Below are 15,034 nucleotides of genomic sequence, written 5' to 3'. Positions count from 1 at the left end.
GCCCTCCCAACGGAGCTTTATTCCGTATTATCAATCTATTATCGCGCCAGGTTCTTTTTTTCTTATTTGTAGCGACGCCGGCCGGTCAGCTTACCGTCCCCTGCTTGAAGGTCGGTGCAAACCCACCGGAATCGCCGTCGTTGAACCGAATGAAGCGCGCCTCCTCCCGGAACTCCGCGCAGGATTGGTGCCAGATCACGCCGGGCCAGACCAGTTCGACCGAGGCATCCTGCGGCCGATAGAGCGCCGTATAGAGCGTTCCATACCCCCTGCCATACGAGGTCTGGTAGACGGGCGGGCGCAGGAAGCCCGCCAGAACGTTCTCGGTGCTCTGACGTACCGCCAGCGCCTTCTCGAGCGCCGCCTCCCGTTCCACCGATTTGGTGGTCTGGGCATGGCGAGCCCATTCCACGCCATGCTGGTGGTTGGTGCTGACGAGCTTTGCCACCACCTCGGCTGGACGGTCGGGATTGACATAGACGGTGGCGTGGTGGCCCTCGCGATCGATCAGCGCCACCGAATAGGACATGTGCACGGGGATGCGCCGCAGCATCTCGATCGCCTCGGCCGTGTTGGAGGCGAATTCCAGCACATAGCGCAGCACGATCGGAATGCCGAAGCCGGCCCCCGCCGCGGTCCGCCCGCCGAACGAGAGCGAGACGGCAAGGCCATCCTCGTTGATGCCGTCGAGCACGCCCCACAGGCAATCGACCACTGCCACCACCCGCTTGCCGTTGAGGCGGGTGGCGAGCCACGAGCCCTCCAGAAGGCGCGGGCTATAGTCGTAATTGCGGATGAGCGCCGGCTCGGGATCGGTGATGATCGCCTGGGAGCAGCCGCCGACATAGACCGGCGGGCACCACATGGACAGGAAGCGCGCCTCCAAGTCGCCGTCGCCCGCCGCTGAGACGATCGCCTCATAGGCCGGAAGCAGTTCCGGCATATGGGCGCGCAGCGCCTTCAGGCTTGCCAGGTAGGTCGGGCGAGCCCTGATGCCGTCGCGCATGAACCAGCGGCTATAGGCATGCCAGTGCCGGTCGAACAGCTGGCGCCACTTGGCTCCGGGCCGGTCCTCTTCCACGGCTTCGAACAGGAGATCCATGATGGCACTTACAGGATCTTGAAGGAGCCGGCCGACGGCGTGTCGTCACGCTGAACCTCCGTCAGAGGCTTGGTGGCGTAGAGCCGCTTGATGCCCTTGATCCAGTTCAGCGCCCGCTCGTTCAGGTCGAACTCATCGTTCATCACCCGGCCTCGCGTGATCAGGATGCCGAGATCGGCGCCTTCATAGCGATAGTCACCGGGACCCGTGATACGCAGGAAGAAGGCCTCCTGCTCGTTCTCGATGGCCTGGCGGTGATAGTCGAAGCGGTCGTAGGACACGCTCCCATCGGGCGCCATGCGATAAATGCCCGACGAGGGCGCATGGGTGACGATGTCGACGATATTGTCGGTCGCCTTGATCACCACCTGCGACCAGCTATCGATGAACTCCTTTTGCGCCCAGCGATTGTTCAGCTCTTCGACATCGATCTTGTATTTGATGCCGGAGAACTCCATCAGATGGAACATGAACAGCGGCGCGTCGGCATAGGCGAAGGCGGCGTGGTTGGTCATCGAACTGGCGCCGCAGATGCGCGGATTGAGCTCGCCCAGATAGACCTCGTTGTCCTTGACGTCGATCAGGAAGTCGAGGTCGAAATAACCGCGATAGCCTTCCTTCACCAGCTGGTTGCCGAAGCGATAGGCCATGTCGCGCGCCTTGGCGCGGATGGTCTCGGAGAAGGCGCCGGGGAAGATCTCGTTGCCGCACCAGCCGCCCTTATAGGGCGTCAGCTCGGGCTGGCCGACGACTTCCGTGAGCAGCGGGCCGACCAGCGTGCCAGACTTGGTGGCGCAAGCCTCCATGGTCGCGCCACGGCACTTGATCCGCTTCATGATCTTGACCTCGTCCTCGGCCGAGATCTCCTTGGCATGCTTGTTGTATTCTTCCTCATTGGAAATGAAGAAGGTGGTGTGGCCGCTGTCGCCGAAGGCGGTCTGGATCACCAGGTCGGTGCCGATGCCGGCCTTCTTGGCGGCAGCCAGCAATTCTTCATAGCTCTTGGCGCCGGCCAGCGTGTTCGGCACGGAAGGCACATTGGCCTTGTTGCCGATGCGCACCGTTTCCATCTTGTTGTCGCAGCGCTGGCGCAGCGACGCCTTGGGGAACCAGACCTCGATGCCGAGATCGTTGCAGATCTCCTCGGTCGTCTCGTCGAACATCAGGAAGGTCGCAACGGCGCGGCCGCCGCGGCGCTTGATGTAGTCGATCACTTCCTTGTGCTGGAGAAGATAGTTGTTGATGTCCTCGATGCTCTCGAATTCAGCATGAGGGATCTCGCTGGGAACGAAGACGTTGGGGTGGCGCCCATCAAAGCAATCGATATAGCTGATGAACTTGAAATTCCTGACCCATTCATCAATACCGATCAGGTTGAAATTCGTCGCCGATATGAAATAGATCGGCTGCTCGTTGCGATGCATGACAACGCGCAGATCGGCAACATTACGAATGGTCTTCATTGCGAACCCCTTATGCTTTCCTGATCTTATCTTGTGCTTTTTCTTATGCTTTTTCTTTGGCATACGGTCAGAACCTAGCAAACTCGCTCGCTACAACACCATATCCGATTCCGAAATCGGGTATGGTGCCGTAGGTCTTTGTTGTTGCATCGTTTTTTCCCGAAAACCGGCATCCACTTTTCGGCACGATGCTCTAGCGTGTCAAGCGCGTCGTGACGTGCTTCACGTCCAGATAGGACGACATCCCCCAGGGACCGAGCTCGCGCCCGATGCCGCTGGCCTTGAAGCCGCCCCATGACGTCTGGACGAAGATCGCCTGCGGGCTGTTGATCCAGACATGGCCTGATTCCAGCGCATCGGCGACGCGATTGGCCTTGTCCTCATCGGAGCTGACGACGGTGGCCACCAAGCCAAAATCGCTGTCATTGGCGAGTTGCACGGCTTCGACCTCGCTGTCGAAGCTGCGCATGCACAAGACCGGGCCGAAGATCTCCTCCCGCCAGAGCGGGCTGTCGACGGGAACGTCGCCAAAGATGGTCGGCTCGACGAACCAGCCCTGATCCAATCCTGCCGGCTTGCCGCCGCCGGTCAACAGCTTCAATCCGTCCGCCCTGCCGCGCTCGATATAGGACAGCACCTTGTCGTGCTGGGCCTTCATGGTGATCGGGCCTATCTCAGTTCCCTCGTCGAGCGGATCGCCGGGCTTGAGAGCACGCGCGGCCGCCACGACTGCTTCGATCAGCCTGGGGGCGATCGAGCGTTCGACCAGAAGGCGCGAGGTCGCCGAGCACATCTGGCCGGCATTGAAGAAGATACCGCCCAGCACGCATTCCACCGCCTGGTCGAAATCGGCATCGTCGAAGACGACGATCGGCGACTTGCCGCCGAGTTCCAGGCTGACCGATTTGGTACCGGGCGCCCCGGCTGCCATCACCCGGGCACCCACGGCGTTGGAACCGGTGAAAGAAATCTTCGCAACATCGGGATGCACCGTCATCGGCGCGCCCACCCGCTCGCCGGTGCCGGTGACGATGTTGAGCACGCCGGGCGGCAGGCCGATTTCGCCGGCGATCAGGCCCAGCTCAAGCTCGACCACCGGCGTGATCTCGGACGGCTTCAGCACTACGGTACAGCCGGCGGCCAGCGCGGGCGCCACCTTCCAGGAGGTCGTCACCAGCGGGAAATTCCAGGGCACGATCAGGCTGGCGATCCCAGCAGGCTCGCGGCGCAGGCGCGCGCCGAAGGTCGCATCCGGCACGGGGACGTTGCGGTTCTGATTGGCTTCGAGGTCGGCGGCCAGCTCGGCATAATAGGCAAAGGACGCGGCCGCATCCGCCATATCGATGCGCGCCTCACCGAGCGGCTTGCCATTATTGCGCGAGGAGATGCGGGCCAGTTCTTCCGCCCGCTCGGTCAGTCTGTCGGCGATGGCCTTGAGATGGCGCCCGCGCTCGCGCCCGCCGGCGGCGCGCCAGGCCGGGAAAGCCGCCTTGGCCGCCTCGACGGCCTTGGCGACGTCGGCCGGACCGGCCGCCGCGACCTGATGATAGGCAATGCCCCGATAGGGATCGAAGACCGGGATCTGCCCGGGCTCGACCGGATCCTGCCAGCGACCGTCGATGAAGAGCTGGTGCTGCATGCCCAGCCTCACTGCGCCAGTGCCGAAGCCAGCGCCGAGCCCGCCCGGATCTCGATCACGGTGGGCACGTCGCGTGTCGTGGAGGCAGCAAGTTCCTGCGTCAGCTCCTCGATGGAGGCGGGCAACGCCGCCGTGCATCCCAGCGCGCGCGACAGGCCAACGAAATCCGGTGTGAAGATGTCGACGCCGATCTGCGGAATGTCGCGTTCGGCCATGAAGGCCTTGATCTCACCATAGGAGGTATTGTTCCAGATGATCACCACCGCCGCGATCTTGGCTTCGACCGCGCTGGCCAGTTCCTGCAGGGAGAATTGCAGGCCGCCATCGCCGATCAGGCAGACGGAGGGCCGGTTGGGTGCACCCAGCTTGGCCCCGAAGGCCGCCGGAAGGCCATAGCCAAGCGTGCCGTATCCGGTGGAGGAATTGAAATAGGACCGGGGCTGGGGCGCCTGGTAGAACTGGTTGACGGCATAGACCGGTTCAGTCTGATCGCCGGCGACCACCGCCTCCGGCAGCGCCTTGGTTACGATCTCCATCAGCCTGGCATGCGTACGACAGGCCGGCCACAGTCCTTCCTCGACCTTGGCGCGCACCGCTTTGGCGCGCGCCTCGCCATCGCCTATCGGGCGTCCTTCGCCAAGAGCTGCCAAAAGCGCTGCGGCGGCCAATTTGGCATCGGCGGCGATCGGCAGGTCGCAGCGCAGGCCGGCCGCTAGCTGGAGCGGATCGATGTCGATCCGGATCAGCGGCCCGCCGAATTTGAGCGTCTGGGGTTCGGGATACATTTCCGTCTCGCCGAACTCGGTACCGATAGCGAGGATCGCATCGCTCGCCGCCAGTTCCGCCAGCAGGGGTGCCATGCCGAGATTGCCGTTGAGGGCGAGCGGATGACCGGGCTCGAGAATACCCCGGCCATTGATGGTGGTAAAAACAGGCGCATCGAGCTTGCCGGCTATGGCGGTGATCTCAGCCGCCGCATCGGCGGCGCCGCCGCCTGCCACGATGAGCGGACGCCTGGCGCCCTTGAGAATTGCTGCGGCCTTCTCGATATCAGCCACACCGGCGGAGGCCTTGGCCGGCAAGGGCCAAGCCTGCGTCGACAGATGGTCGGCCGGCGCGACGATGATGTCGAGAGGGATCTCGATATGCACGGGCCGGGGACGCTGCGAGTTGAACACGGTGAAGGCGCGCGCCATCACCTCAGGAAGCTGGTTGGGATCGAGTAGCGTATGGCTGAAGGCGCTTACGCCGGCTACCAGATTGCGTTGGGAGGGCAGCTCATGCAGCCGCCCCTGCCCCATTGCCAACTGATCCCGGGCGTTCACCGCGGAGATGACCAGCATCGGCACCGAATCCGCATAGGCCTGGCCCATGGCGGTGGCGATATTGGTCATGCCAGGACCTGTCACGATGAAACACACGCCAGGCTTGCCCGTCACCCGGGCATAACCATCCGCCATGAAGCCGGCGCCCTGTTCGTGGCGCGGGGTGACATGGCGGATCTTCGTGGCCGGCAGGCCGCGATAGAGCTCCACCGTATGCACGCCGGGTATGCCGAAGATCAGATCGACGCCATAGGACTCCAGCAGCCTGACAAGATATTCGCCGGTGGTGAGGGACGTGCCTGACATGTGATGCACCGATTGTTGGGATTATCGCCTCTGCACGCCGGGAAGCACGCAGAGCATTTCGAACAGGAGATTGGCCGCCGTGATCGCGGTATTGCCGGCCGGATCATAGGGCGGCGACACTTCGACGAGATCGCAGCCGACCAGGTTCAGTCCCCAGCAGCCACGGATGATTTCGAGCGCCTGGATGGTGGTGAGCCCGCCGATTTCCGGCGTGCCGGTGCCGGGGGCGATGCTGGGATCGAGGCTGTCGATATCGTAGGTCAGATAAACAGGCCCGTTTCCGACCTGGGCGCGGACTTCCTCCATCAACGGCGTCAGCGACTTGTGCCAGCACTCCTCGGCCTGCACCACACGGAAACCCTGTTCGCGCGGCCAGTCGAAGTCGTCGGCAGCATAGCCGGTTCCGCGCACGCCGATCTGCACACAGCGCTTGGTATCGAGCACACCTGCTTCCACAGCGCGGCGGAAGGGCGTGCCGTGGGCGATGGGCTCGCCGAACATGTGCTCGTTGATGTCGGCATGGGCATCGATATGAATCAGGCCGACGGGGCCGTATTTCTCGGCCATGGCCCGCAGGATCGGGTAGCTCAGCGTATGGTCACCGCCCAGCGTCAGCGGACGGCAGCCATTCTTGATGATCTCGCGATAGGCGTTGGTGATGATGTCGACGCATTTGGGCAGGTTGAAGGTGTCGATGGCGACGTCGCCGATATCGGCGACCTGCAGGCTGTCGAACGGGGCGGCACGGGTCGCCATGTTGTAGGGGCGGATCATGCAGGATTCGGTGCGGATCTGCCGCGGCCCGAAACGCGTGCCCGGCCGATTCGAGGTGCCGATATCCATGGGAATGCCGACGAAACAGGCGTCCAGCCCATCCGTGGTCGGCTGCGTCGGCAGCCGCATCATGGTGGCGGGGCCGCCGAAACGCGGCATCTCGTTTCCACCGAGCGGCTGGTTGAAGGATCTGGCTGTCATGACTTCCTCCGATGGAGCCGGCGGCCGCCACTCCTGCGATCGCCCGCTTCCTGAACTTCGAGTAACTGGAGCCCGAGGCCCCAGTTTCTGGTAGCCGGTAATGCCCTACTCGTCCACGCGCGGCAGGATGAGGCAGGGCACCGGCGAATTATGCGCGATCTTGCTGGAATTGGAGCCGAGGAACACCCGCATCAGCGGTCCAAGACTGCTCGATCCCACCACCAGCAATTCGGCATTCGCCCACAGCAGCGAATCGAAGGCGGCCTTCCAGTTCTTGCCGTCGCCGATCTCCGCCGAGATCGCGACCGGCCCGTCCCAATGATCGAGGACGGCGGCCTGTGCGGCGCTCGCCTGTTCGCGCAAAGTGTTGGAGACGATGTTCTCGGCATCGTAGCCCGCCCCGGTCGGATACATCTGCTTGTCGCGCACCACCAGTGTCACCAGCCGAAGCGGCACACCGAGCAACTGGGCAAGATCAGCACTGCGCCGGGCCAGCCCCGGCGAAGTGGCGCTGCCGGCAAAGGCGCAGCTCAGCCGCCGCACCTGCGTCCTCGCATCGGCCGAATAGCCCCTCGGCGCCACGGCGACAGGCAGATGGGCCGAGCGCAGCACATCCGTGGTGACGTGCCCCTCCCCGAAGCGCCCGAGCGGGGCGGCACGGGTCGACCCCAGCACCAGGCAATCGGCGCCGATATCGGAAGCAACCTGCAACAGCCCTTCACGCGCGGACGAGGCGGAGACGATGACGAACTCGGCCTGGACGTCGGGAGGCAGGCTCGCCTTGGCTTTCTCCTGCGCCTTCATGGCATGCTGGCGCAGGAAATCACCATATTCACCGTCGACACGGGCTGGCGACGGCGGGCCCCAGGTATCGGGCGTGACGGTACAGACCACGAGCGAGGCGTTGCAGGAGCGCGACAGCACCGCGCCAAGGGCGAGAGCCTCGCGCCCGCCTTGATCGGCGGAAAGACCAACGAGATATTTCATTGGGCCGCCTCGCCAACAGCGTTGTCGGGGGTTTCCAGCCGCGAATGGCGAGCAGAATAGCTGAAGTAGAGCAGAGCCGCGATGGCGATCCACACGCCGGTGATGGCGAAAACGATGCCGCTCAGCCGCAGGATGAGATAGATGCAGGCGATAATGGAGAGCACCGGCAGAACCGGGCCGAACGGGACGCGATAGCCACGCACCATGTCGGGCTGGGTGTAGCGCAGAATGAGCACGCCGGCCGAGACCACGGTAAAGGCCACCAGCGTGCCCATGCTGGTGAGATCCCACAGCAGGCCTGATGGCACGAAGGCAGCGATGACAGCCACGAAGACCGAAACGATGATGGTGCAGGCGACCGGGGTCATCGTACGCGGGTTCACGTCGTGGAAGATAGCCGGCAGCATGCCGTCACGGGAAACCGCGAACAGGATGCGCGACTGGCCGTAGAGCACGATCAGAGTCACCGAGAAGATCGAGATCACCGCGCCGGCGGCCAGGAGATTGGCGGGCCAGGCGGCACCGGTGATGTTCTGCAGGATGGTGGCGAGGCCCGCTTCCTGCCCGTTGAACTGGTTGGCAGGCTGGACGCCAAGGGCGGCGATGGCCACCAGTACATAGAAGGTGGTGACGATAATCAGGGCTGAAATGATGGCGAGCGGCAGATTGCGCTTGGGATTGACCACTTCCTCACCCGCCGTCGACACCGCATCGAGGCCGACGAAGGTGAAGAAGATCGAGGCGGCCGCCGCCTGCACGCCGTTGAACCCCTTCTCGCCGAAGAAGGGCGTGAAATTAGTGGCGTTGAAGGCACTGCCGGCAATCACGATGAACAGCGTCAGCACCGCCAGCTTGATCAGCACCATGATGGCATTGGTGCGTGCCGATTCCTTGGAACCGCGCAGCAGCAGCATGCAGCACAGCGCCACCAGGATCACGGCCGGCAGGTTGATCAGGCCGGAGCCCTCCGCGAAGAAGGCCATGGCAAAAGGGTTGTCGCTATCGGGAAGCGTAATCGGTCCCTTGATCATCCAGCTGGGCAGCACGATGCCCGTCATGTTGCTCAGGAGTTTCTCGACATATTCGGCCCAGCCGACCGCCACCGCGGCGGCGGAGATGCCATATTCAAGCACCAGGCAGGCCGCCACGAAGAAGGCGACGCCCTCGCCCAGGGTGGCGTAGGCGTAGGAATAGGAGGAGCCGGAGACCGGGATCATCGAGCTCATCTCGGCGTAGCATAGCGCCGCCAGCCCCGCCGCAACGGCGGCGATGATGAAGGAGATCACCACGGCCGGGCCGGCCACGGGCACCTGCTCGCTGAGCACGAAGAAGATACCGGTACCGATGGTGGCGCCAACGCCGAACATGGTGAGCTGGAACAAGGTGATGGAGCGACCAAGATGGCCGTGGCCATCACCACTATCGGCGGTATCGGCAACCAGTCGATTGACCGGCTTCTTGCGGGTGAGCCGCTCGATGAGGGATGACGCCATGGTTTCACTTCCCCTGGATTGCCCTTTCGGGTGCCTTCTTATTGTGCGCCAGTGTAGCGTCGGGCCTAGCAAAAGTGCTGCCAAATTTCCGTCACATTCCAACACTTGCTGCTGCCGGAACATGGCTGCACGCAAGTTTGTGCCGCGGGCCATTGCGGCTCCGTCTTGACGAGAACACGCGCAAGGTATCCTCATGCCGCCTTGAAAAGGCTGGCCCCACTGGAGTCGCAGCGGGAGGTCGAGCGGCAGGGAGCGAAGCGAATGAAAGACGATGATGGCTCGATCCGGCTCGATCAGGTCGATCTGCGTATCCTGGCACGCCTGCAGTCCGATGCCCGGGCCACCAACCAGGAACTTGCCGACGCCGTGGGCCTGTCGCCCAGCCCCTGCCTGCAGCGCGTCAAACGTCTCGAGAAGGCCGGCGTGATTTCGAGCTATCATGCCAGTATCGACATCGCCAAGGTCTGCCGACATGTCGACGTCATCGCCGCGGTGACCTTGAACAGCCACGGTCTCGACGATTTCCTCACTTTCGAGAAGATGGTGATGGGCATGCGCTATGTGGTGGAGTGCACCAAGGTGAGCGGCCCGATCGACTATCTGGTGCGCTTCGTCTGCCCCGATATCGGTTCCTACCAGATGCTGTCCGACGAGTTGCTGAAGCTCGGCCCCAAGATCGGCAACCTGTCGAGCTATATCGTGTTGAAGTCGACCAAGCCTTTCAAAGGCGTGGCCCTCGACGATCTCGTCGCTCCACAACCTCGCTCCATGCTCCGCTTGGATTCCACCGCGAAAACCGCTACCCGGCAAGTGGAGTGAGTCCGTGAGAACTGGAAAAACATGTCAGGCATTCACCCCGAGGTGAACGACACATCGGCCCCGCCTCCACGGCGGGACAATTCCCGCTTCCTGATTGCCGGTATCCAGATGCCCGTGCCGGTCACCGGCCAGAACATCGCGGCGATGGCGGCGCAGTTGGAAAAAGCGGTCGCGCTCTATCCCGGCGTCGACATGGTGGTGTTCAGCGAACTGGCCGCGCACGGCCCGCTGCACGCCTGCGCTTCCCCCGATCCCTCGGCCGACGAGGCCGTCTTCCAGGCCTTGGCGGCCAAGCATCGCATCTGGATCATTCCGGGCAGCGTCTTCGTCGAGCGCGACGGCAAGACCTACAACCACGCCGTGGTGATCAATCCCGCCGGCGAAATCGTCGGACGCTACGACAAGATGTTCCCCTTCATGCCGTTCGAGGCGGGCGTCACGGGGGGCAGCGAGTTCCTGATCTTCGACGTGCCGGAGGTCGGTCGTTTCGGCCTGTCGATCTGCTACGATATCTGGTTCCCGGAAACCACCCGGACCCTGACCTCGGCGGGCGTCGAGGTGCTGATCCACCCGGTGCTCACAGGCACCACCGATCGCCAGGCCGAGCTTGCCATCGTCCAGGCCACTGCGGTGATGTTCTCCTGCTATGTTTTCGACGTGAACGGCCTGGACGGCGGCGGCGTCGGCCGTTCGCTCGTCGTCGATCCGACCGGCGTGGTGCTGCATCAATGCGGCCAGGCCACCGAGATCTTCCCGATCAACATCGATCTCGGCCTGGTCAGGCAGGTCCGTACCGAAGGAGCAAACGGCCTCGGACAGGTCCTGAAATCGTTCCGCGACAAGAATGTCGTGCTGTCTACCTATGCCGATAATGGCGGCTCGGCCTATCTCGACAGCCTTGGTCCGCTGGTTCCGATGCACAAGCGCGACTGGTACTGATCGCGGCCGACGGTCGAGGCTGGCATCCGCCGGGCAGCAGGCACGGCACGCTCCAAGAGCCGCGCTCCCCGCCCTCGTTCAGAGCATCTCGAGAGCCTGTTTGCGACGTGGCGGCTGGAAGGCGGCGTCGAGGCCGGCACGATCGGCATCGGTGAGCCTGATCGCCAGCGAGCCCAGATTCTCCTTCACGCGTTCGGGATGGCGGCTCTTGGGAATGGCGACGATGCCGGGCTTGTCGAGGACCCAGGCGAGCGCAATCTGCGCGGGCGTCGCCCGATGGTCCCGCGCCATCGCGTCCAGCACCCGGTTCCTGGCCAGCGCGCCCTGTTCGATGGGGGAATAGGCCATGATCGGCATGGAATGTTCGCGACAATGGCCGACCAGATCGTATTCGATCCCGCGGCGCGTCAAATTATAGAGCACCTGGTTGGCTTGGCAGTCGGGACTGATCGCCTCGACCTCCTCCATGTCGTCCACGTCGAAATTGGAAACGCCCCAGCGTAGGATCTTGCCGGCCCGTTTTAGTTCGTCGAAGGCCGCAATCGTCTCTTCGAGCGGTACCGAGCTTCGCCAATGCAGGAGATAGAGATCGAGGCGATCGGTGCCCAACCGCTTGAGGCTTTCTTCGCAGGAGCGCATTGCCTGACGGCGGCCGGCATTCGAAGGCAGCACCTTGGATACGAGATAGACCTGATCGCGCCGCCCCGAGATCGCCTGCCCGACCACCTGTTCGGCACCGCCGCTACCATACATCTCGGCCGTATCGATCAAGCGGATGCCAAGATCGAGTCCGGTACGCAAGGCGGCGACCTCTGCTCCGGCCTCCTGCCTCGCCTCCCCCATTCCCCAGGTGCCGAGCCCGAATACGGGCATGGACGAGCCATCAGGCAGCGTGGTGGTGGAAATCGTCGTCATGGCCTACCCCTCGAATCGGCGTTAGGGAAAGCAAAGCCCGCACGCTGTAACAATCCTATCGCCCGTCTCGCCCAAGTTCGACCCTTGCCCGCAGATCACAGGCTGCCAACAGTCTGGAGACAGGAAATCGAGGCGAAACGTGGTGGTTACCCTGCAATACGCGACAAATTCCGGCTCTCGCCTTGTTTTCCCCCTACCTCTTTGCGGTAGATGAGGAGGAAAAAAGGTCTAAGGAAAGGCCATGTCGGCAACCGGAGCCGACGGGTGCCGGCAGCATCCAGACCGCTCAATGCCTCTCCTTACGTCATCCGAGAGTGTATGAGCGGCATGACAGGTGCCGCCTTTATCCGCATGGCGGAATGCATTGCTACTTTCGGCCGAGGCGGAAACCGTTTTTGCCGCACCACCCCAAAAATACCCCGCAAATTTGCCGGTCTGCATTTTGAGATCGATTTCATTAAGTTGTCTGGGAACAAACTGTCTTCCATTCGAACGACCCCAGTGAGTCAGGCATCCATGAAAGAGCCGAAAGACCCGGCCATCGCAGCGGCACTCGAATATGAGTTCGCGACGCATGACGCGATAGCCAATCTCAGGGACAGCCGATCCCCGGCGAAGGTCCAGGCCTGCCTTCGCTGGGCCGACGCCCTGCTGCAACTTGAAGCCCTGCCCGATTCCGATCATCGCCGCGCCGGCGATTTCCTGGCCATGCGCGGCAAGATTCCGATCGAGGCCCGCCGGATCATCACCGATGCCATGGTGCGTCTGGATGCAGCCGCCATGGCCGCCGAGTGCCGCTTCGCCAAGACCCAGACGAAGCACTGATCGCAGTATTGCAGATCCGTCTCTGAACGCACCGCGCGCGCCTCGCCCGCGGTGTTGTCATGTTTGGTGATCCGTGACTGTGCTGCAGGACAGGCAGCAGAGATCGGAATGCCGGGAGGGCCGAGCGGGCCTAGACTCATCGTGAGCCAATCATGATGACGAAAGGACGAGCCCATGCCCGGCCAGCCGCGCCCCCAACCTGTTTCCTTGCCTGTTCCCGCCTCTTCCGGCGCGGACCGGATCGCCGCCTATCCCTGGCAAGGGCTGACGCAGGAACTCGATGATCATGGCTGTGCCGTATTGGAGGGCCTGCTCTCGCCGGACGAATGCCGGGGCATTGCCGATCTCTACGGCCAGGAACGGCATTTCCGCAGTCATATCCATATGGCGAGACACGGCTTCGGCCGCGGTGAATATCGCTACTTCGCCTATCCCCTGCCAGCGCTGATCGGCGATCTCAGAACGGCGCTCTATCCCCGCCTTGCCGCCACTGCCAATGCCTGGAACCAGCGCATGGGAATCGAGGCGGCTTATCCGGCCAACCATGTCGATTTTCTAAAGGCATGCCACTCAGCCGGCCAGAACCGGCCGACCCCGTTGCTGTTGCAATATGGGCCGGGAGATTTCAACTGTCTCCACCAGGATCTCTATGGCGACCTGGCCTTTCCGATCCAGGTGGCCATTCTCCTCTCGCAGCCTGGCCGCGATTTCGCCGGCGGCGAGTTCGTCCTTACCGAACAGCGGCCCCGCATGCAGAGCCGCGTGGAGGTCGTGCCCCTGCGCCAGGGCGATGCCGTCGCCTTCGCCGTGCACAACCGGCCGGTCCAGGGCAGCAGAGGATCCTATCGCGTCAATCTGCGCCACGGCGTCAGCCGGGTCCGCTCGGGACAGAGGCACACATTGGGTCTCATCTTCCACGACGCCCGATAGGGCACCAAAGGAAAGGCGGACTGCTACGCCTTCCGGCAGACCGCCGTCAGGGCTGTGCCGAAGCAGAAGAGCGCGGCACGATTTCCTGGCCGTTGGGTGATGCCCCGACTCGATCCACTCTCACGACATCGCCGGGATAGACCGGGTCGGCTTCCGCCGCCTCGATGGTCTGCGTCTTGTCACCGACCCGCCGGATAATGGCAAAGGTGAGCTTGCTGTTGATATTGCCGATCTGGGAGACGACCGCCTGCGGCGCCTGCACTTCGGCGTTGTAGATGAGGCCCTGCGTCGTGGTCGTCTTCTCGGCATTCATGGAGATCTTGCCCCGGACATCCGAGATCTCGGTCAGAATGTCGTTGCGGCGCTTGTTGTGCAGGTCAACGATATCGCGTTCCGCCTTGGAGACATCCTGTTGGGCACGCAAGCTCAGCAGATCGATATCCAGGCGGTTGCTTTCGAACTGCGAGACGTTCTGGTCAAGCGCCAACTTGCGCGAGGCGACGGCTAGCCCCTTGGATACCAGGCTGTTGACATTGTCCAATTCCTGCTTGGCCAATTCGAGCTGGCGCTGCAGGGATTGGCTCTTGGCCTTGAGGGATTCGATTTCCGAGCCAAGCAGCTTCTTGGTCTGGTTGATCGCATCCTCCTGCGAGCGCAATGCCTGCTTGCGCGCTTCGAACAGGAGTTGCTCCTCCTTCATCATCTGAGCGATCTGCGGCGTGTCAGCCTGGCTCATCAGCTCCTTGGGGAAGGTAATGGTGTCGTTGCCCTGCAACTCGGCGTCGAGGCGTGCCTCGCGCGCCAACAGCCCCAGCCGTTCCACCCCCAGGGTCCGCAGATCGCCGCGATTGACCAGGCTCTCGCGCTGGAAGCTGAGAAGCCCGAAATCGGACACCCTCAGCACGCCGCCCGCTGTACTGACGGCCTGGAGCACGGTAAGGCCGGGCTTGTAGGGATACTGGCCGGGCGTGGTCACCATGCCCAATATATAGAAAGGCCGGTAGGTCGACACTTCCACCGAGGCATCGGGCCGATTGGAAAGGCCGATGCTGGCCTGCAGCTTCTCGCCGATCAGGACCGACAGGTCGCCCGTGCTCCTGCCTGCCGCCGGCACCTCGCCAATGAGCGGCAGGGATACGTTGCCGGATGCACCCACCACGAATTCGCCGGTCAGCGCACCCCATTCATGCACCTCGCTCGAGGAAGCACGCCAGTCATAGACCCTGATCTTGAGCTTGTCCTCCGGACCGAGCAGGTAGGGCTCGGCCAGCGCCGTCGTCGCAACACCCATCGTGGCAACAACCGCGGTCAGCAAG

Annotated in this window: 13 protein-coding genes; 4 read left to right on the top strand and 9 right to left on the bottom strand. The window is 63.0% G+C overall.

Going from position 1 to position 15,034, the window contains the following annotated elements; all coding sequences use genetic code 11:
- Nucleotides 1–85 precede the first annotated feature (85 nt).
- The 7 genes from ACN6KF_RS06235 to ACN6KF_RS06205 all read right to left on the bottom strand — a co-directional run bounded on the left by ACN6KF_RS06235 (nt 86) and on the right by ACN6KF_RS06205 (nt 9,290).
- Nucleotides 86–1,102, bottom strand: coding sequence for a C45 family autoproteolytic acyltransferase/hydrolase (locus tag ACN6KF_RS06235; RefSeq protein ID WP_434956006.1), 1,017 nt, complete (start codon nt 1,100–1,102; stop codon nt 86–88).
- Nucleotides 1,103–1,110: 8 nt separating this feature from the next.
- Nucleotides 1,111–2,565, bottom strand: coding sequence for a biotin carboxylase (locus ACN6KF_RS06230; RefSeq protein ID WP_434956005.1), 1,455 nt, complete (start codon nt 2,563–2,565; stop codon nt 1,111–1,113).
- Between the two features lie 193 nt (nt 2,566–2,758).
- A complete protein-coding gene (locus tag ACN6KF_RS06225; RefSeq protein ID WP_434956004.1) occupies nt 2,759–4,204 on the bottom strand; it encodes an aldehyde dehydrogenase family protein in 1,446 nt (481 codons plus the stop codon).
- Nucleotides 4,205–4,212: 8 nt separating this feature from the next.
- Complete coding sequence (locus tag ACN6KF_RS06220) at nt 4,213–5,835, bottom strand: 5-guanidino-2-oxopentanoate decarboxylase (protein ID WP_434956003.1); 1,623 nt, start codon at nt 5,833–5,835, stop codon at nt 4,213–4,215.
- Nucleotides 5,836–5,856: 21 nt separating this feature from the next.
- Nucleotides 5,857–6,810, bottom strand: coding sequence for an agmatinase (gene speB, locus ACN6KF_RS06215; protein ID WP_434956002.1), 954 nt, complete (start codon nt 6,808–6,810; stop codon nt 5,857–5,859).
- Between the two features lie 105 nt (nt 6,811–6,915).
- Entirely contained in the window at nt 6,916–7,797 is an 882-nt protein-coding gene (locus ACN6KF_RS06210) for a universal stress protein (RefSeq protein ID WP_434956001.1), read from the bottom strand.
- Nucleotides 7,794–9,290, bottom strand: a complete 1,497-nt coding sequence (locus ACN6KF_RS06205; RefSeq protein WP_434956000.1) for an APC family permease — start codon at nt 9,288–9,290, stop codon at nt 7,794–7,796. The genes ACN6KF_RS06210 and ACN6KF_RS06205 overlap by 4 nt, the downstream gene beginning before the upstream one ends.
- A 261-nt stretch (nt 9,291–9,551) precedes the next feature.
- Here ACN6KF_RS06205 and ACN6KF_RS06200 point away from each other — a divergent pair, with 261 nt between their 5' ends.
- On the top strand, nt 9,552–10,109 hold the full coding sequence (locus tag ACN6KF_RS06200) for an Lrp/AsnC family transcriptional regulator (RefSeq protein ID WP_434955999.1): 558 nt from the start codon (nt 9,552–9,554) through the stop codon (nt 10,107–10,109).
- 21 nt (nt 10,110–10,130) lie between these two features.
- Nucleotides 10,131–11,048, top strand: coding sequence for a carbon-nitrogen hydrolase family protein (locus ACN6KF_RS06195; protein ID WP_434955998.1), 918 nt, complete (start codon nt 10,131–10,133; stop codon nt 11,046–11,048).
- A gap of 78 nt (nt 11,049–11,126) precedes the next feature.
- On the opposite strand, the gene ACN6KF_RS06190 is transcribed toward ACN6KF_RS06195, so the two are convergent.
- Complete coding sequence (locus ACN6KF_RS06190; RefSeq protein WP_434955997.1) at nt 11,127–11,963, bottom strand: aldo/keto reductase; 837 nt, start codon at nt 11,961–11,963, stop codon at nt 11,127–11,129.
- A gap of 318 nt (nt 11,964–12,281) precedes the next feature.
- On the opposite strand from ACN6KF_RS06190, the gene ACN6KF_RS06185 reads away from it, so the two are divergent.
- Nucleotides 12,282–12,788: a hypothetical protein gene (locus ACN6KF_RS06185; RefSeq protein ID WP_434955996.1), complete on the top strand. Its 507-nt coding sequence runs from the start codon at nt 12,282–12,284 to the stop codon at nt 12,786–12,788.
- A gap of 174 nt (nt 12,789–12,962) precedes the next feature.
- Nucleotides 12,963–13,718, top strand: coding sequence for a 2OG-Fe(II) oxygenase (locus ACN6KF_RS06180; protein WP_434955995.1), 756 nt, complete (start codon nt 12,963–12,965; stop codon nt 13,716–13,718).
- Between the two features lie 46 nt (nt 13,719–13,764).
- Here the strand turns inward: ACN6KF_RS06180 and ACN6KF_RS06175 are convergent, their stop codons facing one another.
- Entirely contained in the window at nt 13,765–15,033 is a 1,269-nt protein-coding gene (locus ACN6KF_RS06175; RefSeq protein ID WP_434955994.1) for a polysaccharide biosynthesis/export family protein, read from the bottom strand.
- Between the last annotated feature and the right edge of the window lies 1 nt (nt 15,034).

The organism is Labrys methylaminiphilus subsp. lupini (assembly GCF_051161885.1).
In the GTDB taxonomy this organism is placed as follows: domain Bacteria; phylum Pseudomonadota; class Alphaproteobacteria; order Rhizobiales; family Labraceae; genus Labrys.
Note: the sequence above shows the minus strand (reverse complement) of the source record. Positions and strands in the feature narration are given on the sequence as shown.